This window comes from Bosea sp. (in: a-proteobacteria), from assembly GCF_023953965.1.
GTDB lineage: Bacteria > Pseudomonadota > Alphaproteobacteria > Rhizobiales > Beijerinckiaceae > Allobosea.
The window spans coordinates 628,309-647,339 of record NZ_JAMLIX010000001.1; the positions used below are offsets into that span (position 1 = coordinate 628,309).

The 19,031-nt window shown below is 70.5% G+C and carries 14 protein-coding genes; 8 read left to right on the top strand and 6 right to left on the bottom strand.

Features of this window, described 5'->3' with window-relative positions; all coding sequences use genetic code 11:
- Positions 1 to 39 precede the first annotated feature (39 nt).
- Positions 40 to 951, top strand: coding sequence for a LysR family transcriptional regulator (locus M9917_RS02970; RefSeq protein ID WP_297250808.1), 912 nt, complete (start codon positions 40 to 42; stop codon positions 949 to 951).
- Here the strand turns inward: M9917_RS02970 and M9917_RS02975 are convergent.
- Entirely contained in the window at positions 948 to 4,334 is a 3,387-nt protein-coding gene (locus M9917_RS02975; RefSeq protein WP_297250809.1) for an acyl-[ACP]--phospholipid O-acyltransferase, read from the bottom strand. The genes M9917_RS02970 and M9917_RS02975 overlap by 4 nt on opposite strands.
- 315 nt (positions 4,335 to 4,649) lie before the next feature.
- Here M9917_RS02975 and M9917_RS02980 point away from each other — a divergent pair, with 315 nt between their 5' ends.
- Positions 4,650 to 5,261 carry a TetR/AcrR family transcriptional regulator gene (locus M9917_RS02980; RefSeq protein WP_297250810.1) on the top strand — a complete coding sequence of 204 codons (612 nt, stop codon included), beginning with the start codon at positions 4,650 to 4,652 and terminating at the stop codon, positions 5,259 to 5,261.
- A gap of 1 nt (position 5,262) precedes the next feature.
- On the opposite strand, the gene htpG is transcribed toward M9917_RS02980, so the two are convergent.
- From htpG to M9917_RS02995, 3 genes are all read right to left on the bottom strand, one after another.
- Positions 5,263 to 7,164 (bottom strand): molecular chaperone HtpG, encoded by a 1,902-nt coding sequence (gene htpG / locus M9917_RS02985; RefSeq protein WP_297250811.1) that lies wholly within the window; start codon positions 7,162 to 7,164, stop codon positions 5,263 to 5,265.
- 65 nt (positions 7,165 to 7,229) lie between these two features.
- The gene (locus M9917_RS02990; protein ID WP_297250812.1) at positions 7,230 to 7,940 is read right to left on the bottom strand and encodes a 5-formyltetrahydrofolate cyclo-ligase; all 711 of its coding nucleotides are present in this window, start codon (positions 7,938 to 7,940) and stop codon (positions 7,230 to 7,232) included.
- Positions 7,940 to 8,584 carry a Tim44 domain-containing protein gene (locus M9917_RS02995; protein WP_297250813.1) on the bottom strand — a complete coding sequence of 215 codons (645 nt, stop codon included), beginning with the start codon at positions 8,582 to 8,584 and terminating at the stop codon, positions 7,940 to 7,942. Before M9917_RS02995 ends, M9917_RS02990 begins: the two co-directional genes overlap by 1 nt.
- Positions 8,585 to 8,771: 187 nt before the next feature.
- Here M9917_RS02995 and M9917_RS03000 point away from each other — a divergent pair, with 187 nt between their 5' ends.
- Together M9917_RS03000 and M9917_RS03005 are read left to right on the top strand one after the other, a co-directional pair.
- Complete coding sequence (locus M9917_RS03000; protein ID WP_297250814.1) at positions 8,772 to 9,638, top strand: LysR family transcriptional regulator; 867 nt, start codon at positions 8,772 to 8,774, stop codon at positions 9,636 to 9,638.
- A 145-nt stretch (positions 9,639 to 9,783) separates the two neighbouring features.
- On the top strand, positions 9,784 to 10,251 hold the full coding sequence (locus M9917_RS03005) for a hypothetical protein (protein ID WP_297250815.1): 468 nt from the start codon (positions 9,784 to 9,786) through the stop codon (positions 10,249 to 10,251).
- Between the two features lie 2 nt (positions 10,252 to 10,253).
- Here M9917_RS03005 and M9917_RS03010 read toward each other — a convergent pair whose 3' ends face one another.
- Positions 10,254 to 12,149, bottom strand: coding sequence for a caspase family protein (locus M9917_RS03010; protein ID WP_297250816.1), 1,896 nt, complete (start codon positions 12,147 to 12,149; stop codon positions 10,254 to 10,256).
- A gap of 165 nt (positions 12,150 to 12,314) precedes the next feature.
- On the opposite strand from M9917_RS03010, the gene M9917_RS03015 reads away from it, so the two are divergent.
- The 3 genes from M9917_RS03015 to M9917_RS03025 all read left to right on the top strand — a co-directional run bounded on the left by M9917_RS03015 (position 12,315) and on the right by M9917_RS03025 (position 16,508).
- Positions 12,315 to 13,727 carry a mannose-1-phosphate guanylyltransferase/mannose-6-phosphate isomerase gene (locus M9917_RS03015; protein WP_297250817.1) on the top strand — a complete coding sequence of 471 codons (1,413 nt, stop codon included), beginning with the start codon at positions 12,315 to 12,317 and terminating at the stop codon, positions 13,725 to 13,727.
- 155 nt (positions 13,728 to 13,882) lie between these two features.
- Positions 13,883 to 15,097 carry an MFS transporter gene (locus M9917_RS03020; RefSeq protein WP_297250818.1) on the top strand — a complete coding sequence of 405 codons (1,215 nt, stop codon included), beginning with the start codon at positions 13,883 to 13,885 and terminating at the stop codon, positions 15,095 to 15,097.
- A gap of 172 nt (positions 15,098 to 15,269) precedes the next feature.
- Positions 15,270 to 16,508, top strand: a complete 1,239-nt coding sequence (locus M9917_RS03025; RefSeq protein ID WP_297250819.1) for a Zn-dependent hydrolase — start codon at positions 15,270 to 15,272, stop codon at positions 16,506 to 16,508.
- A gap of 199 nt (positions 16,509 to 16,707) precedes the next feature.
- On the opposite strand, the gene M9917_RS03030 is transcribed toward M9917_RS03025, so the two are convergent.
- Positions 16,708 to 17,412, bottom strand: a complete 705-nt coding sequence (locus M9917_RS03030; RefSeq protein ID WP_297250820.1) for a thermonuclease family protein — start codon at positions 17,410 to 17,412, stop codon at positions 16,708 to 16,710.
- Positions 17,413 to 17,577: 165 nt separating this feature from the next.
- Between M9917_RS03030 and M9917_RS03035 the strand changes: the two genes are divergently transcribed.
- Complete coding sequence (locus M9917_RS03035) at positions 17,578 to 18,996, top strand: phosphohexomutase domain-containing protein (protein WP_297250821.1); 1,419 nt, start codon at positions 17,578 to 17,580, stop codon at positions 18,994 to 18,996.
- Positions 18,997 to 19,031 lie beyond the last annotated feature (35 nt).

The window sequence follows — 19,031 nt, forward strand, 5'->3', positions numbered from 1 at the left end:
CAGGGACGTCATAACCGCGAAGCTATGACGGGGGCGCAGATGAACATCCGCGAAATCGAAATCTTCCGCGCCGTCATGACCGAAGGCTCGATCTCCCGGGCAGCGGAGCGGCTGACGATATCACAGCCGGCGGCCAGCAAATATATCGGGCAGCTGGAGCGCCGGCTCGGCCTGCCGCTGTTCCTGCGCAAGGGCGGCCGCCTCGCGCCCACGCCCGAGGGAACGGCGCTCTACGGGCAGGTCGAGCGCCTGTTCTCCGGCCTCACCGAGCTCGATCAGTTCATGAAGGATCTGGCCGGGAACAGGCGCGGGCATCTGGCCGTCGCCTGCCTTCCCCTGCTGTCGCTCACGGCCATGCCGGAATTCATCGCCGGTTTCCTGGAAGAGCGCCCTTCCGTCTCCATCGCGATGCAGACGCGAAGCTCCGCCCGCATCATGGAATGGGTGGCGGCGCATCAGGTCGATCTCGGCATATGCTTCTGCTTTTCGCAGCTGCCGGGCGTCACGATCGAGCCGCTCATCGATCTGGAGCTCTATTGCGCGGTGCCTCCCGGCGACCCCCTCGAAAGCAAGGACATCGTCGAGCTGAGCGACCTCAACGGGCGCGACCTGATAACCTACGACCATCTCGACCGCACGCAGCTCTGGCTGGAGGCCCTGCTCAACGAGCAGCAGATCTACACGCGCCGGCGCGTCCAGGTCTTCTGGACGTCCCTGGCGATGGAGCTGGTGATGCGCGGGGTCGGCATCTCCGTCGTGGACCGGCTGACCGCCTCGCGCATTCCCGGCGGCCTCCAGCAGCTGCGGCGGTTCCGCCCCGCGATGTCCTTCAATCTGAGCCTGGCCTGGCCGGAGCATTGGCCCATACCGCAACTGACGCGATCCTTCGCCGATCAATTGCGCGCCCATCTCGACGCGAAACTCAGCGACACTTATCGCAATATCGGTTAGGCGGCGCGCTCCCTGACCAACCGGGCGATGCCGGCGAAGTCGAGCTTGCCGGAGCCGAGCACCGGCACGGCCGGCACCACCATCACCTCGGCCGGGATCATCAGGTCCGCCGCGCCCCTGCCCCTGGCGAAAGCCTGGAAGGCGGCGCGGGTCGCGTCCTTCTGCTGCGTCACCAGCACCAGCCGCTCGCCCTTGCGGGCATCGGGGAGGCTCGCGACGCCGGAGAGCGCGCCCGGCCAGCATTCGGCGGCGAGCGCCTCGACCGCGGCGAGCGAGACCATCTCGCCGGCGATCTTGGCGAAGCGCTTGGCCCGGCCCTTGATGGTGACGAAGCCGTCCGCGTCGATCGCGACGATGTCGCCGGTGTCGTGCCAGCCTTCGGGCGGGGGCTCGAGCACGCCGGGGTTCTCCGCCTTCAGATAGCCCAGCATGATGTTGGGGCCGCGCACATGCAGCCGGCCACCCTCCGCGACGCCCGGCAGCGGCTCGAGCCTGGCCTCCATGCCCGGCATGATCCGGCCGACGGTACCGAAGCGGTTGAACATCGGCGTGTTCAGCGCCAGCACCGGCGCGGTCTCGGTCACGCCGTAGCCTTCGAGGATGCGCAGGCCGAACTTCTCCATATAGGTGCGCCGCGTCGTGTCCTTCACCGGCTCGGCGCCGGCGACGATGTAGCGCAGCGAGCGCAAATCGTAAGGATGGGCGGCACGGGCATAGCCGGAGAGGAAGGTGTCGGTGCCGAACAGGATCGTCGCGTTGGCGCCGTAGACCAGCTCCGGCACCATCCGGTAGTGCAGCGGCGAGGGGTAGAGATAGACCGGCACGCCCGAGACCAGCGGCAGGACGAGCCCCGCCGTCAGGCCGAAGGAGTGGAACACCGGCAGCACGTTGAAGACCTTGTCGCGCCGGCCGAAATCGATGCGCGCCGCCGCCTGCGCCGCATTGGCGAGCATATTGGCGTGGCTGAGCACGACGCCCTTGGGCGCGCCCTCCGAGCCCGAGGTGAACAGGATCGCGGCGCGATCCGAGCCCTTCGCGGCCTCGATCGGAGTGCCGTGGCGCCAGAGCGCCTTGAGCTTGTCGCCCGTCGAGACGGTGGCGCGAATGTCCTCGAGATAGACGATACTCACCTCCTTCGAGAGTGCCTCGACCAGCGGCCCCATCCGGCCCTTCTCGACGAAGGCGCGCGAGGTCACGATCGTGCGGATTTCAGCCCCCTTGCAGGCGGCGGCGATGTTGCCGGCGCCGGCGGTGAAGTTGATCATCGCCGGCACGCGCGCCGCCGACATCAGGCCAAGCAGCGTCACCGCCGCGCCGTTGGCGTTGGGCAGCATCACGCCGACCGCCTCGCCCTTGCCCGCCAGCGTCATCAGCTTGCGGCCGATGACCTCGGCTCCAATCAGCAGGCGCTTGTAGGTCAGGGTGCCGGCGAGCGGGTCCTCGACCGCGACGCGGTTCTTGCCATGGAGCCTCGCGGCCTCCGCCACGGCCGAAAAGACGCTGCGGTCGATATCGGTGGTGCGGAAGATCAGGTCGGACATGATCTGGTAGAGCGCCGCCCCCGCCGCCTGACGCCGCGGCTTGCCCCTGAGCTCGCCGGGCACGGTCAGCGTGACCGGATCGAGCACCGTGACGCGCACCTTGGGGAACCAGCGGCGGCGCACCTGCTCGCGGGTCAGCCGCGAGAAGATCGTCGCCTCCAGCCCCTCGATCCGGACCGGCACGATCTTCGCCGCCGATTTCTCGGCGATCATGCCGACGCCGTCATAGACCTTCATCAGGCTGCCGGTCACGGTGAGGCGCCCTTCCGGGAAGATCACCAGGCTCTCGCCGCCCTTCACCGCATTGATCAGCGAGCGCGTCGCCAGCGGGCGGGCGGGATCGAGCGGCATGGCGCGCGTCAGCTTCAGGAAAGGCTTCACCCACCAGCGCTGGGCGATGCCGTGGTCGATGGCGAAGACCGGCTCCCTGTCGAGGATCGACAGCGCCAGCGCCGCATCGAGAAAGGAGACGTGGTTCAGCGCGATGATGGCGTTGTCGCCGGCCTTGGCGATGTTCTCGCAGCCCGTGACCTCGACGCGGTAGAAGGCGCGGAACAGGATCGAGAGGAAATCGCTCAGCGGATTGGTCGGCAGCGTCCGGAAGATCCAGACGGACGCGGCGAGCGTCGCTGCGCCGATCAGCAGGAAGAGGTGGCTGAGCGTCAGCCCCGCCGCCTGGAGCAGGGCGACCACGGCGGCACCGGCGACCATGAAGGCGGCCGAGAGCACGTTGACGGCGGCGACGATGCGCGCCCGCTTCTCGGCCGGCGCCCAGGCCTGCGTCGCCGCGAAGGAGGGCACGATGAAGACGCCGCCGGCGACAGCGAGACCGGCGAGATCGATGCCGACGCGCCAGGCCGAAGCCTCGGCGAAGAAGGCGCCGATATCCTGCGCCGGCTGATGCGCGACGAGGCCGGAGACCGCCCAGCCGAGATCGAGCGCGAACAGGCCCATCACCACGCCGGCGACCGGCACGGGCAGGAGCACGATGCGCCCGCTCGCCAGGAAGGAGCCGACGCCCGAACCGACCGCGATGGCGATGGCGAAGGTGGCGAGATAGGCCGAGACGACCATCTCGGTGCCGCCCATGCCGTTCTTCACCAGCGCTGGCAGCAGCGCCATCACCACCGCGCCGATCAGCCAGAAGATCGAGACCATGACGCCGGTACGCCACAGCCGCGCGTCGGCCCACAGGTCCTTCAGCAGGTCGCGGGTCGAGCGCAGGATGTTGCGGTCGATCGCAAGGTCGGGCGCGGCCGGGCCGGTCCTGGGGATGAACAGCGTCGCGCCCCAGCAGGCAAAGGCGAAGACCATGATCAGCAGGCTGAGCTGGGCGGCGTCCCCGCCTTCCCGCGCAGTCAGGCCCCCGGCGATGGTGCCGAGCAGGATGGCGATGAAGGTCGCACCCTCGATCAGCGCGTTCCCGGCCGGCAGCTCCTCGCGCTTCAGATGATCGGGCAGGATACCGTATTTGATCGGCCCGAACAGGGCGGCGATGACGCCGAAGAGGAAGAGCGCGACGAAGAGCATCGGCACGGAGTGGAGCGTGAAACCGAGTGCCGCGACGGCGGCCGCGCCGATCTCGCCGAGCTTCAGCCGCTGCGCCATCACCGCCTTGTCGAAGCGGTCGGCCATCTGCCCGCCGATGCCGGAGAGCAGGAAGAAGGGCGCGATGAAGAGCCCGCCGGCGAGCGTCACCAGCGCCTCGCCACGCGCGCCGGCGAGCCGGTAGAGGATGATGAAGACCAGCGCATTCTTGAGGAAGTTGTCGTTGAAGGCGGAGAAGAACTGCGCCCAGAACAGCGGCGCGAAGCGCCGTTTCAGCAACAAGGTGTCGATCATCATGCGCTCGCGAGGGTTCGGGAGAGATTCGGTCTCGTGGGTGGGCAGGGTCTGGAGGCTGTCGATGCTTGCAATCCCATTGACATTCCGGGGCTTCGCGGAGCGAAGAACCCGGAACGACAGCGGTGGTTCAGGCCGCCGGGCTCGATCGGTCGTCGCCGCGCGCGAGGCTTCGGAAACAATTTGAACATCGGCCTTGCCCTGCTATGAACATCGTTCACAAGGCAAGGGGTAGCGCATTTTTGAACCATGTTCAAGACATATTTTGAACATGGTTCAAAGAGAAAGCATCCATGGCGGGGCGGGCGTGAAACAATGACCGGCACGGCGGCGCGGCGGGAGAGCCAGCGCGAGCGATTGATCGATGCGGCGGAGCGGGCCATCGCCGAAAAGGGCCTCGCCGGCCTGAAGGCGCGCGAGCTCGCCCGCGAGATCGGCTGCTCGCTCGGCGCGATCTACAATCTCGTCGCGGATATGGACGAGCTTATCCTGCGCGTCGGCTCGCGCACGCTCGCCCGGCTCGATGCGGCACTGAGCGCGGCGCCGAAACCGGCCGCGTCGCAGGCCGAGGCCGTCGAGGCGCTGGTCGCGGTCGCCCTCGCCTACAGCGCCTTCGCCCGCGAGAACCTGCGGCTCTGGCGCGTGCTCTTCGAGCACCGCATGGCCGAAGGCGCGGTCATGCCCGACTGGGCCGTGTCGGAGCAGATGACGCTGTTCCGGCACATCCTCGGGCCGCTTCGCCTGCTCGCGCCCGAGCGCGACGAGGAGGAGCGCAACCTGCTCGGCCGGACGCTGTTCTCGGCCGTCCACGGCGTGGTCGCGATCGGCCTCGAGGAGAAGCTCGTCGCGGTGCCGCGCCGCGCGCTCGACCGTCAGATCGAGGAGCTGGTGCGCCTCGCCTGCCGCGGCCTCGCCGCGGGGGCTTGAGTCAGGCCGGGCCCAGGCTGCGGGCGATGAGCCGGTTCAGCCGCTCGGAGAAGGCTTTCGCATCCTCCGGCCGCTCGCCGTCGAGCAGGCGGGCGCTGTCGAGCAGGAGATGGGCGACATCCCCCCGCAGCGCCTCGTCACGGGCGCCGGCGAAGGCCGCGACCAGGCCGTGATGCGGGTTGACCTCGAGGACGGGCTTGCCCGCGCCACCGATGCGGCCGATGGCGCCGAGCATGCGCTCGAACTGCCGGTCCGGCCCGCCATCGGGCGCGACGAGGCAGACCGCGCTGTCGGTCAGGCGCTCGGATGGCCGGACATCGCTGACCTGATCGGCGAGAAGCGTCTTCATCGCGGCGATGAGGGCGGCGACCTCCGCGCTCGTCTCGGTCGCCGGCGGCGCCTTGCCGTCGATGAGCGGGATCAGGCCAAGATCGGCCGCCCCTTGCGTCACCGACCTGAACGGCTTGCCCTCGAAATCGGGCGCGGTCGCGACCCAGAAGCTGTCGATCGGATCGGACAGGAGCAGGACCTCGATGCCGCGCGCCCGAAAGCCCTCGAGCTGCGGCGAGGCCGCTATCCGGCCGGCCTCGTCGCCGGCGAGGTAGTAGATCGCCGTCTGGTTCTCCCTCAGCGCGGCGACATAGTCCTTCAAGCTGCGCCAGCCCTCGGCCGAGGCCGTCGTCCGGAAACGGGCGAGGCTCAGAAGCTGCGCCCGGCGCTCGACATCCTCGTAGAGCCCTTCCTTGATGACCGCGCCGAAATTCTCCCAGATCTTCGTGAAGGCCTCGGGCTCCTGTTCCGCCAGCCTGGCGAGGTCGGACAGGACCCGGTTGGCGACACCCTTCCGGATCGCGCCGGTGAGGGGGCTGTCCTGGATCATCTCGCGCGAGACGTTGAGCGGCAGGTCGGCGGTATCGACGATGCCGCGCACGAAGCGCAGATAGCGCGGCATCAGCTCGGCTTCGTCGGTGATGAAGACGCGCTTCACATAGAGCTTGATGCGCCCCTTGCGGTCGGCGTCGAAAAGGTCGAACGGGCGGCCGCCCGGCACGAAGAGGAGCGCGGTATATTCATGCCGGCCCTCGGCATGAAAATGGATGGTCGCGGCCGGCTCGTCATATTGCCCGGCGACGCTGCGGTAGAAATCGGCGTATTCCTCCTTGCCGATCCCGCTTTTCGGCTTCGTCCACAGCGCGGCCCCCTCGGTGAGCGCGGCGGGCTCGGCGCCCGGCTTCTCGATCAGCGCGATCGGCACCGGGACATGGCCGGACTGCTCCTTGACGATGCGCTCCAGCGTCCAGCGCTCGGCATAGATCCCGGCGTCGTCCATCAGATGCAGCGTCACCCGCGTGCCGCGCGCCGGGGCCTCCTCCAGCGCCGCCGGCGCCACCGTGAAGGCGCCCTTGCCGTCCGAGGACCAGATCCAGGCTTCCTCGCTGCCGGCGCGCCGGCTGACGACCTCGACCCGCGAGGCGACCATGAAGGCCGAATAGAAGCCGACGCCGAACTGGCCGATCAGATTGGCGCCTTCCCTGGCGTCTTCCCTGGCGCCCTCCCCGCCCTGCGCCGCCGCGACGCGCTCCATGAAGCTGCGCGTGCCGGAGCGGGCGATGGTGCCCAGCGCCTCGATCATCTCGTCGCGGCTCATGCCGATGCCGTTGTCGGCGACGGAAAGCCGGCCGGCTTCCTGATCGGCCGCGACGGTGATCGCGAGCCTGGGCTCGTCGCCGAGGAGTTCGGGCCTGGCGATCGCCTCGTAGCGCAGCTTCTCGCAGGCGTCGGCGGCGTTGGAGATCAGCTCGCGCAGGAACACGTCCCGGTCGGAATAGACCGAGTGCACCATCATATGCAGGAGGCGGGAGACGTCGGCTTCGAAGCTCAGGCTTTCGGGGGTCTGTGTCATCGTGGCTTTTCAGGTCGCGGCGTTGGGGAAGACGCCACGGGACATGGCAAACCGGGCCGGTTCTTTCAAGGCGTGCGCAACAGCGCTTCGCAGTGCCGGCTGCCGCGCTCGCCACGGCAGGATCTGATGCCGGTTTCGGTGACGATGTAGCGCATCGGGATGTCGAAGCCGTGCGGGCGGATCGTCGCCATCGCCGCCATCTCGTAGCCCACCCCGATCGCGATGGCAGACGGCGGCAGGGCGGCCAGCGTGCGGTCGAAGAAGCCGCCGCCATAGCCGAGCCGATAGCCTTCGGCGTCGAAGCCGACCAGCGGCGCGACGACGATCCGCGGGAAGACCGGCTCGCCCGCCGCCGGCACCGGAATGTTCCAGACGCCGCGCTCCAGCCGGTCGCCGGCGCGCCAGGGCCGGAACAGCAGCGGCTCTCCGCGCGCGACCACGACGGGCAAGGCGGCATGGCCGCCGCGTGCGGCGAGGCCGCCCAGCCAGCTGCGCAGGTCCGGCTCGCCGCGGAAGGGCCAGTAGCCGCTGACGAGGACGCCCGCCGGATCGCCGATCAGCGCGTCGAGATGGCCCGCGATCTTCTGCGCGAAGGCGGTTCGCGTGGCGGCCGGCAGCGCGAGGCGGGCCGCGATCAGGCGCTCGCGCTCGGCCCGCCGCCACGCCGCCGGGCTCGGGTCAGGCGCGGGAGCGAGGCCGGACCAGGCCGGGTCGACCTCGTGCAGGAAGCAGGGCGGGGAAGCATAGCCGGCCGGCTCGTCGTCATCGCCACCCATCAGGCATCGGCCTCCGTCGCCACGACGCGCCAGCCGCCCCCTCCCGGCGCGAGGGTCTGCGCGAAGGTCCAGACATCGCGGCAGCGTCGCATGGCCGGCGCCCCCTTGGCCAGCAGGCCGATGGAATCCCGCGAGAACTCGAAATAGGCGCCGGCGAACCGGATCGCGATCTCCATCCGCGTCGCGTCGATCCGGGCTTCGACGATATCGGAGGGCTCGATCCAGGCGAAGGCGGTCTCGATGCGCTGCCCGCGGATCTCGCGCAGGTCGATCGCGGTGCCGAAGGTCTCGAGGACTTCCGGTGAAACCAGCCAGCGCAGGGCGTCACGGTCGCCGGCGTCGAAGGCGGCCACCACCGCCTCGTAGCTCGCCAGCCGGTCCCGGAGGAAAAGCTCGATGCTTTGTGCCCCGTCGCGGGAGAGGATGGCCTCGACCCTTCCCGCGAGCGCCGGCGGCAGGGCCCTCGCGTCCATGGGCGGGCGGCTCGCGGCAGGGGCCGCGATGCCGGCGGCCTCGCCGGGAGCCTCGGCCTCGCCCGCCTGCCCGGCCGCGCCCATGCGCTCCAGGCACCAGTAGAGGTTCCAGTAGATGCAGGCGAGCCAGATCAGCGAGACCAGCCCGGCAGCGTCAGCGTCCTGAGGCATTGTCCATGCCGTCCCATCTCCGAGCCGGCGCGCCGGATGCCAGGCCCGAACCGCCGGGCGGTTCCGCACAGGCCCCATGTCGGCGCGCGGCCGCCCTGGCATTGTGCCTGGAGAATTCCTGCAATCAAACGAATTTAATGGCGCTTTCAATGCAATAAAGATGCTATTGAATGCATCGGAGGCCCGCATGGATACCGAGCTCGCACGCACCTTCCTGGAGACCGTCAGGACGCGCAGCTTCGTGCGCGCCGCCGAGCAGCTCCATATCAGCCAGACCGCCGTCAGCGCCCGGATCCGGGCGCTCGAGGAACGCCTCGGCCGGCCGCTGTTCGTCCGCAACAAGAAGGGCGCGACGCTGACCGCCGCCGGCGAGCAGTTCCTGCGCTACGCGCCGAGCTTCCTTCAGCTCTGGCAGCGAGCCCGCCACCAGGTCGCGGTGCCGCCGGGCCGGCGCGCCGTGCTCGCGATCGGCGGCGAGCTCAGCCTGTGGCATCCCTGGCTCACCGACTGGCTGCGCTGGATGCGCCAGACGGCGCCGGACGTGGCGCTGCGCGTCGAGGCCGGGCTGCCGGAAAGCCTGACCGGGCAGGTTTCGAGCGGCGCCCTCGACATCGCCGTGATGTACCAGCCGGAATACCGGCCGGGCGCCCGCATCGAGCTCCTGATGGAGGAGAAGCTCGTCCTCGTCAGCACGAGCACGCCCGGCCACGGCGGCGAGGAGCGCAGCGACTACGTCTATGTCGATTGGGGGCATGATTTCGCGCAGCACCACGAGCTCAGCTTTCCCGACGACAGCAATCCGGGCCTCTATGTCAATCTCGGGCCGCTCGCCCTGAACTATGTGCTCGAGGCGGGCGGCTCGGGCTATTTCCGCCAGCGGATCGTCGCGCCGCATGTCGCGGCCGGGCGGCTGCATCTCGTCCCTGGCGCGCCGAGCTTCTTCTACCCGATCTATGCGGTCTGCTCGGCGCGTGCGGATGACGAACTGATCGAGCTCGCCCTGCAGGGCCTGCGCCGCATCGCGGCCGCCGACAGGGACGACAAGGCGCCTTGAGAGGCCGCTTGCGCGAGGGGCTTGCGGCCGTGGACGAGAGCATGCCGATGGACAGGCTCGAGGTGATCGGGTTGACTGTCGTCGCGACCGGTACGGTGATATTCGCGGTGACCGGTTTTTTCGCAGGTCTTCCAGGATTGTCTCGATGACACGCTCCCCGAACGCCCGCCGTCTCGCGCTCGCCGCCGGCTTCGTCTCAGCATTCTGCTTCACCGCCCGCGCCGCCGAGCCGGTCCGCCTGATCACGCCGGAAGAAGCCGGCCTGCCGGCGGCCACCGCCGCGAGCGGGCAGGAACGCAACATGACCCGCGGCCCGGGCATCGATGCGCTCGCCCCGCCCGCGATCGGAGTGAACGGCGCATTCCGTTTCGCCGTGAAGTTCAAGCCGCGCAACGGGGTCGCCATCGACCCCGCCAGCGTCCGGGTCACCTATGACCGCCAGCCCGCCGTGGACCTGACGGCGCGCGTCAAGCCCTTCATCACCGCCGACGGGATCGAAGCGCCGGCAGTGGTGGCGCCGCCGGGCAGGCACGTCATCCTGGTGGAAGCGACCGACAAGGAAGGCCGCATCGGGCGCGGCCGCATGACCTTGACGATCGAAGCGGCGAAGTAGAGCTACCGGGCGACGTTTCGCGGCAGCAGCGGCACGGCGGGCGCCGTGCCGTAGGCGGCGGGCAGCTGGCGCCCCTCAGTGCGCTCGGCGACGCGCCTTGCGGTGTCGCGCACGACCTCTTCCAGGCCTTTGCCGGGCGTGGAGAGCGTCTCGAGCAGGGAGCGTACGAAGGGGCTGTCCAGCCCGTCTCCGTCGGCTGCGGTCTGGCCCGGCTGGGTGGAGTGGAGAACCACGTTGTTGGGCGGGGGCAGCGGCGTCGCCGCAAGGCCCATGTGCAGCCTGTCGGGCAGCGGGCTCCCTCGCCCGGCCCCGGTGCCCCGCGAGGCCGCGACCGCCCGCGCTTCGACGAAGGGATCGTCGCGGCAGGCATCGACGATGACGAGCGCGCCGCGCCGCGCCTTGCTCGCCGCCGCCGTCAGCTCCTTGAGCGCAAGCGCGCCGGATTGAAGCTCCTTGTCGCTCTCCAGCGTGGCATCGACCGGGACGACGTAGTTGACGCCCCCCGTCTCGACGCCGTGGCCGGCGTAGAAGACGACGACGATATCGGCCTCGGCCGCCCTCTCGGCGACATAGGCGGGAACGCCGCGCAGATCCGCTTTCGCGAGGTTCTCTGCGACCTCGACGGTTTCGAAGCCCATATCCGCCAGAGCGTGCCCCATGACGGCGGCGTCGCGGCGGGCATTGGGCAGGCTCGCCAGTTCGGCATAGTCGCCGGAGCCGATGACGAAGGCGATCCGCTTCAGCCCGTCGGGCGAGGCCTTGCCCGGCCCGAGCCCGGTATCCGTCCCCTGGCGAAAGGGCCCCGAGCGCGGACGCGACCCCGGCTGCGTCAACGCCTTCAGCCGCTGGGAGGCCCAGATGCGCTCGTACAGGTTCGGCGTCGACCGTGTCGCCGCGACGATGCGCTTGTAGATGGCGATCGCCTTGTCGTTGGCGCCCCGCGCCTCCTCGATCCGCGCCAGCCCGAGCGCCGGGCCCCAGCTCTTGGGCACAAGGCGGGCAGCCTCCTTGTAGAGCCTCTCGGCGGTATCGGGATCCTTCAGCGTAAAGAGCGCCAGGTCGCCCGCCCTGACGAACAGCTCCGCGCTTTGGGCTGCGGCCTCGGCCTTCGGCATGTCGCCGGTCTCCCGCGAGGCCGCCACGAGATCGTCATAGGCCGCGCGCAGATCGCCGGCCCGCAGCTCCAGCTGCGATTTGGACGTCAGCGCGACGCGACGAAAGGGCGGGCCGAGCGCCGCGGCGGCGGCGAGATCGATCCTCGCCTGCTCGAGCCGGCCCAATCGCCTCATCAGGCTTCCGCGCGCGAACAGCGCCGTCCCCGCGCCGGGGTCGAGCTCGAGAGCCTGGTTCAGGTCGGCGAGCGCCGCATTGACGTCTCCGGCGTTTTCGTTTTCCAGCGCACGCTGGACGAAGGGCGTCGCGTCTTTCGGCGCCGCCTGCATGGCCTCGGCGATATCGGCCCGCGCCTCGGAGCTGCGCCCGGTCACCTGGTTGACCGTGGCGCGCAGCGCAAGCGCCTCGCCCTTCATCGGGCCATCGGAGGCGATCGCCGCCTCGATATCGGCGAGCGCCGCCTGCATTTGCGCCAGGGAGGGGCCGGAATAGGCAATCGAGCCGTCGGGCTTGCTCGCCGCGGCCGCCCCCGTCTGGACGGCCCGCAGAAACCGCATGAGGCCGCGATAGAACAGCGCCTTCTGCTGGTCGGCCGGGCCGGGCGCTCCAGCCAGCACCTGGCTGCATCGGGCTTCCGCGGCGGCGAGCTGATCGATCGTCAGCGCCGTGGTCTTCACGCGCTCGTCCGCGCAGGCGGCCATCCCGGCGGGCGACTGGGCCTCGACGCCCGCGGTCGTGGCGAGCGCCAGCAGAAGGACCGCACAAGCGAGCGTCCGAACGAACATCGCGCCCTCCAGCCGATTCCACCGCGGCCACGCTACCCGGCCGAAACGCCATTGGCCAGCCGGCACCCTGCCGAAATGCGGCCGGGCCCGTTCATGATCCATGGAACGGGCGCCCGAGATGCTTTATCGAAAGGCTGAGCCGGGAGCCGTGCAGGTCTGACGCCGATGCCTTCGAAGATCATACCTGTCGTGATGTGCGGGGGAGCAGGCACCCGGCTGTGGCCGGTTTCGCGCGATACCATGCCGAAGCAGTTCATCGGGCTGTTCGGCCAGGATTCGACCTTCCAGCGGACGATGCGGCTTTTGTCGGACGCGGAAGTCTTCGCGCCCGCGATCGTGATCACCAATATCGAATACCGGTTCACGGTGCTCGAGCAGCTCCAGGCCAGCGGGACGAGCGCCCAGATCGTGCTCGAGCCGGTGCGGCGCGATTCGGCCGCCGCGGTCGCCGCCGCAACCGCATTGGCGCTGGCGCGCGACGCTGAGGCGATCGTCGGCGTCTTCGCCGCCGACCACGTCGTCCAGGACAGCCGGCTCTTCGTCGAGACCTGCCGGCGGGCCGGCACCGTCGCCGCGCAGGGGAACATCGTCACGATCGGCATTCCGCCGACATCGCCTGCCATCGGCTACGGCTATATCCGGCCGGGCGAAGAGATCGCCGACGGCGCCCGCCGGATCGCCTCCTTCGTCGAGAAGCCCGATGCGGAGCGCGCGGCGCAGTATCTGCTCGACGGCTATCTCTGGAATTCCGGCAACTTCATCTTCGACGCCGCGACCATGCAGGCCGAACTTCAGGCGCTCGCGCCGGAGGTCGCGGCGCCGGTTGCCGAGGCCGTCGCTCAGGCAAGGCCCGATCTCGACTTCCTGCTGCTCGACGCCACGGCCTTCGGCCGGGCGAAGACCATCTCGATCGACTATGCGGTGATGGAGCACACCGGCAAGGCCGCCGTCGTCGCCGGCCATTTCGGCTGGTCGGATGTCGGCGGCTGGTCGGCGGTCTGGGAGTTGTCGCAGAAGGACGCCGAGGGCAACGTCATCGAAGGGCGCGGCTATGTGCTGGGCGGCGCGAACAACCTCCTGCGCTCGGAGGACGCGCTCGTCGCCGTGATCGGCCTTACCGACGTCGCGGTCGTCGCGACGCGCGACGCCGTGCTGGTGACGCCGAAGGGCGAGGCCGGCAAGGTCAAGGAGATGGTCGCCCTGATCACCGCCCACGGCGAATCGGAAGCCGGCGTCCACCGCGAGATCCAGCGCCCCTGGGGGAAATATCTCTCCGTCGACATGGGGCAGCGCTACCAGGTCAAGCGCATCACCGTGAAGCCGGGCGGCGTGCTCTCGCTGCAGAAGCACCACCACCGCGCCGAGCACTGGGTCGTGGTGCGCGGCACCGCCGAAGTGACGCGCGACGGCGAGACCATCACCGTGCACGAGACCGAATCGATCTACCTGCCGATCGGCTGCGTCCACCGCATGGCCAATCCCGGCAAGATCCCGCTCGAGATCATCGAGGTCCAGGTCGGGTCCTATCTCGGCGAGGACGACATCATCCGCATCGAGGACGTCTATCGCCGCGTGTGACCCTGCGGGCCGCATGCTTCCGGCGCAGCCCCGCCAATCCATCAATCCATCTCGACCGTTCGCCGGCCTTGCCGGAAGAACAATCCGGCGCCGCGATCTCCCGCCCGGCTCTTCAAGCGGGACGAGCGCGCGGCGAGGGGACCGGAGAATCCACCTTGAAGCTGCCAGTGTGGGGAAGCGCGCTCGGCGCCACCCTCCTCGTCCAGGTCGTGAGCTCCTTCGCCGCGGCCGTCATTCCCCTTCTCGGCCCGCTCCTGACCCTGCGCTGGGGCCTCACGCCCGAAAGCATCGGCTATGTCTCGGCGGTCGTCTCGGTCGGCATCTGCTGGTTCCTCGCCTGCGGCAATCCGATGCTCGACCATTACGGCCCGGCCCGGGCGCTCCAGATCGGGCTTTTCTCGATCGCGGCGGGGCTTGTGCTCCTGTCCCAGCCTTTCAGCCTCCTCGGCCTCGCCGGCGCGCTCCTGGTGGGGCTCGGCCTCGCCCCCAACACGCCGGCCGGCAGCCAGATCCTGATGCGCACGGCGCCGCCCGCGCACCGCACGCTGGTCTTCTCGATCAAGCAGGCCGGCGTCCCGCTCGGCGGCGCGATCGCCGGCGTCGTCGTCGCGCCGATGGTCCTGGGGCTCGGCTTCGCCGGCACGATCTGGGCCATGACCGCCATCGTCCTGGCCAGCGCCATGCTGGTCCGGGCCTTCCGCGCGAGCCTCGACCTGGAGAAAGGCCCGCGCAACCCGGCCTGGGCGCGGATGTTCCTGTCACCCTCGTCGCTGACGCGCTCGGCCCGCGTGCTGGGCTCCCATGCCTCGCTGCCGATGCTGGCCGCGCTCGGGGTCTCGTTCTCGATGACCCAGGCCTGCGTCAACGCCTTCACCGCGACCTATATGGTCACCCAGCACGGCAAGACCCTGGCCGAGGCCGGCCATCTCGTCGCGACGCTGCTCGTGGCGAGCACCTTCTCGCGGATCTTCCTCGGCTGGCTGGCCGACAGGCTCGGCGGCGGGCTGCGCTTGCTCTGCGTGCTCGCCCCGGTGACCGGCACGGCGATCGCCCTGATGATCGCGGCGGGCGGCGCGCCTGCCTGGCTGCTCCATCTCTGCATGGCGCTGATCGGGGCCACCGCGATGGGCTGGAACGGCGTCCACATGGCCGAGCTGGCGCGGGTCTCGCCGCCTACGCTGATCGGCGACGTGACGTCGGGAGCGAGCCTGTTCGGCTTCGCCGGCTCGATCTGCGGACCGCTGATCTTCGCGGTCATCGCGCACTGGACCGGCGGTTTCGACTGGCCCTTCCTCCTGGTCGCGGGCCAGATCGCGGCGTCGGGTGCCTTCGCGCTGTGGTACCTCACGCGCCGCCTGCGACGCGACTGAGCGGACGGAGGGCGGTTTCCACTTTCCGCTCCGCTGCTCTAAGTTCGCCCTCATGCCGGCGACGACCGGCGCTGTTCTCAACCGAGATGGGACGAAGCCGGCCGATGAGACGCTTCCCGACGATCGACACCGCCGGCTACGGCCCTCTCCTGCGTCCGGCGGCGTGACCGCCATGGCGATCGATCAGGACCGTCTCTGGCGGCGCATCGAGACGCTCTCGCGGATCACCGATCCCGAGCGCCCCTGGACGCGCCGTTCCTTCACCCCGCGCTTCCTCGAGGGCCGGGCCTGGCTCGCGGCGGAATTCCGCGCCGCCGGGCTGGAAACCGAGATCGACGCGGCCGGCAACCTGATCGGCCGGCTCGCCGGGGCCGATCCGGCGCTGAAGCCGATCCTGATCGGCTCGCATTCGGACACCGTGCCCTCGGGCGGGCGCTATGACGGCATCCTCGGCGTGCTCGCCGCGCTCGAGGTCGCGCAGGACCTTGTCGAGCGCGGCGAACGGCCGCGCCATCCGCTGGAGGTCGTCGACTTCCTGGCGGAGGAGCCGAGCGAGTTCGGGCTGTCCTGCATCGGCAGCCGCGCGCTCGCCGGGACCCTGAACGCGGAGCATCTCGCCCTGACCCGCCCCGACGGCATGACGCTGCGCGAAGGCATCGCCTATGTCGGCGGCCACCCGGACGAACTGGCCTCTGTCAAGCGGCCCGCCGACGGCATCGCGGCCTATGTCGAAGTGCATATCGAGCAGGGCCGGGTGCTGGAGAACGAACGCATTCCGATCGGCATCGTCACCGACATCGCCGGCATCCACCGCGAGCGCATCACCGTGACCGGCCGGGCCGACCACGCCGGCGCGACGCCGATGCCGCTGCGCGCCGATGCCCTGGTCGGCGCCGCGAAGCTGATCCAGGCCGCCTATGAACGGGCGCTGGCGAGCGCGCGCGGCAACCAGCCGCTCGTCGCCACCTTCGGGCATATCGAAGTCAGCCCCAACGCCGCCAACGCCGTGCCGGGCGAGGCGGTGCTGACGCTGGAGGTCCGCTCCGGCGACGAGGCGGCGACCGCGGCTTTCGGCGCGGCGCTGGCGCGGGACCTGCGGCCCGCGCTGGAGGCGCTGCGGCTGACGATCGCGGTCGCGCCGATCAGCCATGTCGCGCCGACGGCCTGCGCGCCGCTGGTGCGGCAGACGATCGCCCGGGCGGCCGCCTCGCTCGGCCTCGCCACGCGCGACTTGCCGAGCGGGGCCGGCCATGACGGCGTCCAGGTCGCCCGGACCGGCCCGGTCGGGATGATCTTCGTGCCCTGCCTCGACGGGCGCAGCCATGCGCCGGAGGAATCGATCACGCCCGAGCAGGCCGGCGACGGCGCGCGCGTGCTGGCCGAGACCGTGCGCCTGCTCGACGCGGGCTGAGCGGGCCTCGACGATTCTTGCGCACGACCGGTTGTCGTTCCGGGGCTTCGCGTCAGCGAAGAACCCGCAACCCACGACCGGGCGAGCGGCTCATCACCGGGTGTCGGATGCCTCACGCAATCGTGGGTTCCGGGTTCGCGCCTGCGGCGGGCCCCGGAATGGCGAGCGGTGGCTCTGATCCCGCAATTGCCCACCCCGCCTAAGGCGCCGACAGCTGCCATCCGCCGCGCCACAAGCCGGCCCCCGCCGCCTGTGCCTGCGCCATCTCGGCGGCGAATTCCGGCGCGCCCTCCGGCACGGGCCGCGCCCAGCCCAGCCGGACGAGCTGATGCGCGACATCGCCCGCCGGCAGCGTGCCTTTCGCCTCGAGGCGGCAGTCGGCGGCGATGCCGCCATCCGCCAGGGCCCGGCGCGGCTGGCAGAACAGGCTGCGGCCCGCGACGAGATTGTGCAGGGCGGCGCGCGCCTGCAGGCCGCAGGCCCAGCGCTGCGCTCCGTCGAGGCAGACATCGCCCGTCCGTGGCCCGGCGATGCGGTCGAGGCGGATCACCTCCTCGCCGCGCCGGAAGCGGCTGCCGTCGATCGAGTGCAGCGGCGGCGGCAGCTCCATCGGCGGCAGGCCGCTCAGATCGGCATCGGGCTGCTGCCGCATCTCCTCGACCACGGCCGCCTCCATCCTGACCGCCAGCTTCGAGCCCTGCGACCCCGGGGCGGGATCCTCAGCCTCGCTCGCGACGACGGGCGCCGTCGGATCGGCGCCGGGGGCCAAGCCAGACTGCCTTTCCGCGAAGAGCACGAGGCCCGCCGCTCCGGTGAGGGCTATCCCCAGCGACAGGGCAAGCAGCGCGACATCGAGCCGGCGCAGCCGCCTGCGCAAACGGTAGACGAACAGCGGCGTCCTCATGGCCGTCCCTCGGCGAGCACCGGCTGATTCATCTCACGCGCAAAGCCTCTCACGGCCTTCATCTTCGCCCCCGGCGCCGGGCAGCGCAATGGCGCGCGACGATGCACCGCCCCGCTGCGGCCGGCGCGTGACTTCGCCTGCCGCACTGGGTAGCTTATTCCCGTCATGAGCAGCCTGAAATTCGGAACCTCCGGCCTGCGCGGCCTCGTCACGGAGCTTACCGGCCTGCCGGCCTATGCGCACCTGCGCGCCTTCTGCGCCGTGCTGCGGGAGGACCGGGCGGCGGGACCGGCCGGGGAGATGCTGATCGGGCGGGACCTGCGTTCCTCCAGCCCGCTGATCGCGGCGCAATGCGCGCAGGCCATCGCCGATGCCGGGCTTATACCGGTGGATTGCGGCGCCGTGCCGACGCCGGCGCTCGCGCTGGCGGCCATGGCCGCCGGCAGCCCCGCCGTGATGGTGACGGGCAGCCACATCCCCGACGACCGCAACGGCCTGAAATTCTACCGCGCGACGGGGGAGATCGACAAGGCCGACGAGGCCCGCATCCTCGCGCGGCACGAGGCGCTGGCGCTTGCCGCCATGCCGGAGGTCACGGCCCGGCCGCAGCAGCGCGACATCGCCGCCGGCTACCGTGCCCGCTACATCGATTTCTTCGGCCGCGCCCTGGAGGGGCTCATCGTCGGCGTCTACCAGCATTCGTCGGTCGGGCGCGACCTCCTCTGCACGGTGCTGGCGGCGCTCGGCGCGACGCCTGTCGCGCTCGGCCGCAGCGAGACCTTCATTCCCGTGGACACCGAGGCCCTGCGCCCCGAGGACGAGGCGCAGGCGCGGAACTGGGCCGGCGCGCTGGCGCTCGCGGGAATCGTCTCGACCGATGGCGACGCGGACCGTCCGCTCGTCGCCGACGAAACCGGCCGCTTCCTGCGCGGAGACCTGGTCGGGGCGCTGACGGCGCGCTTCCTCGGCGCCGATGCGATCGTGACGCCGGTGACCTCGAATTCGGCGCTCGACCGCCCCGGCGCGTTCGGCACCGTGATCCGCACCCGCGTCGGTTCCCCCCATGTCATCGCCGGCATGGATCAGGCGAGCGCCGAGGGCGCCGGGATCGTCGTCGGCTTCGAGGCCAATGGCGGCGTGCTGCTCGGCTCGGACGTCACGCGCGACGGGCGGCGCCTTAAGGCCCTGCCGACGCGCGACGCCATGCTGCCGATCCTGGCGACGCTGGCGCTGGCACGCAGCGAACACCGGCCGCTGAGCGCCGTCGCGGCGCAGGCGCGCTTCGCCGCCGCCCTGTCGGACCGCCTTCCGGAGACCCCGCAGGAGAGGAGCGCGGCGCTGATCGCACGGCTCGATGCCGAGGGTCCGGGCTTGCGCGACACAGTCTTCGCCGCCCATGGCGGGGTCGCGGCCCGCGACCGGCGCGACGGCCTGCGCCTGACGCTCGGTGACGGCGCGACCGTGCATTTCCGCGCCTCGGGCAACGCGCCGGAGCTGCGCGTCTATGTCGAGGCGGCGACGCCGGAGGGGGCGCAGACGCTGCTCGCCGAAAATCTCGCCTTCGCAGCGGCGCAGACGCGCTGAACCTTCCCTCGAAACCGGCTTCGGCAGAACCTCAC

Excerpts from the sequence above, each read along its gene's own strand:
- M9917_RS02970 (WP_297250808.1), top strand. The coding sequence starts at position 40 with ATGAACATCCGCGAAATCGAAATCTTCCGCGCCGTCATGACCGAAGGC.
- M9917_RS02975 (WP_297250809.1), bottom strand. The coding sequence starts at position 4,334 with ATGATCGACACCTTGTTGCTGAAACGGCGCTTCGCGCCGCTGTTCTGG.
- M9917_RS02980 (WP_297250810.1), top strand. The coding sequence starts at position 4,650 with ATGACCGGCACGGCGGCGCGGCGGGAGAGCCAGCGCGAGCGATTGATC.
- htpG (WP_297250811.1), bottom strand. The coding sequence starts at position 7,164 with ATGACACAGACCCCCGAAAGCCTGAGCTTCGAAGCCGACGTCTCCCGC.
- M9917_RS02990 (WP_297250812.1), bottom strand. The coding sequence starts at position 7,940 with ATGGGTGGCGATGACGACGAGCCGGCCGGCTATGCTTCCCCGCCCTGC.
- M9917_RS02995 (WP_297250813.1), bottom strand. The coding sequence starts at position 8,584 with ATGCCTCAGGACGCTGACGCTGCCGGGCTGGTCTCGCTGATCTGGCTC.
- M9917_RS03000 (WP_297250814.1), top strand. The coding sequence starts at position 8,772 with ATGGATACCGAGCTCGCACGCACCTTCCTGGAGACCGTCAGGACGCGC.
- M9917_RS03005 (WP_297250815.1), top strand. The coding sequence starts at position 9,784 with ATGACACGCTCCCCGAACGCCCGCCGTCTCGCGCTCGCCGCCGGCTTC.
- M9917_RS03010 (WP_297250816.1), bottom strand. The coding sequence starts at position 12,149 with ATGTTCGTTCGGACGCTCGCTTGTGCGGTCCTTCTGCTGGCGCTCGCC.
- M9917_RS03015 (WP_297250817.1), top strand. The coding sequence starts at position 12,315 with ATGCCTTCGAAGATCATACCTGTCGTGATGTGCGGGGGAGCAGGCACC.
- M9917_RS03025 (WP_297250819.1), top strand. The coding sequence starts at position 15,270 with ATGGCGATCGATCAGGACCGTCTCTGGCGGCGCATCGAGACGCTCTCG.
- M9917_RS03030 (WP_297250820.1), bottom strand. The coding sequence starts at position 17,412 with ATGAGGACGCCGCTGTTCGTCTACCGTTTGCGCAGGCGGCTGCGCCGG.
- M9917_RS03035 (WP_297250821.1), top strand. The coding sequence starts at position 17,578 with ATGAGCAGCCTGAAATTCGGAACCTCCGGCCTGCGCGGCCTCGTCACG.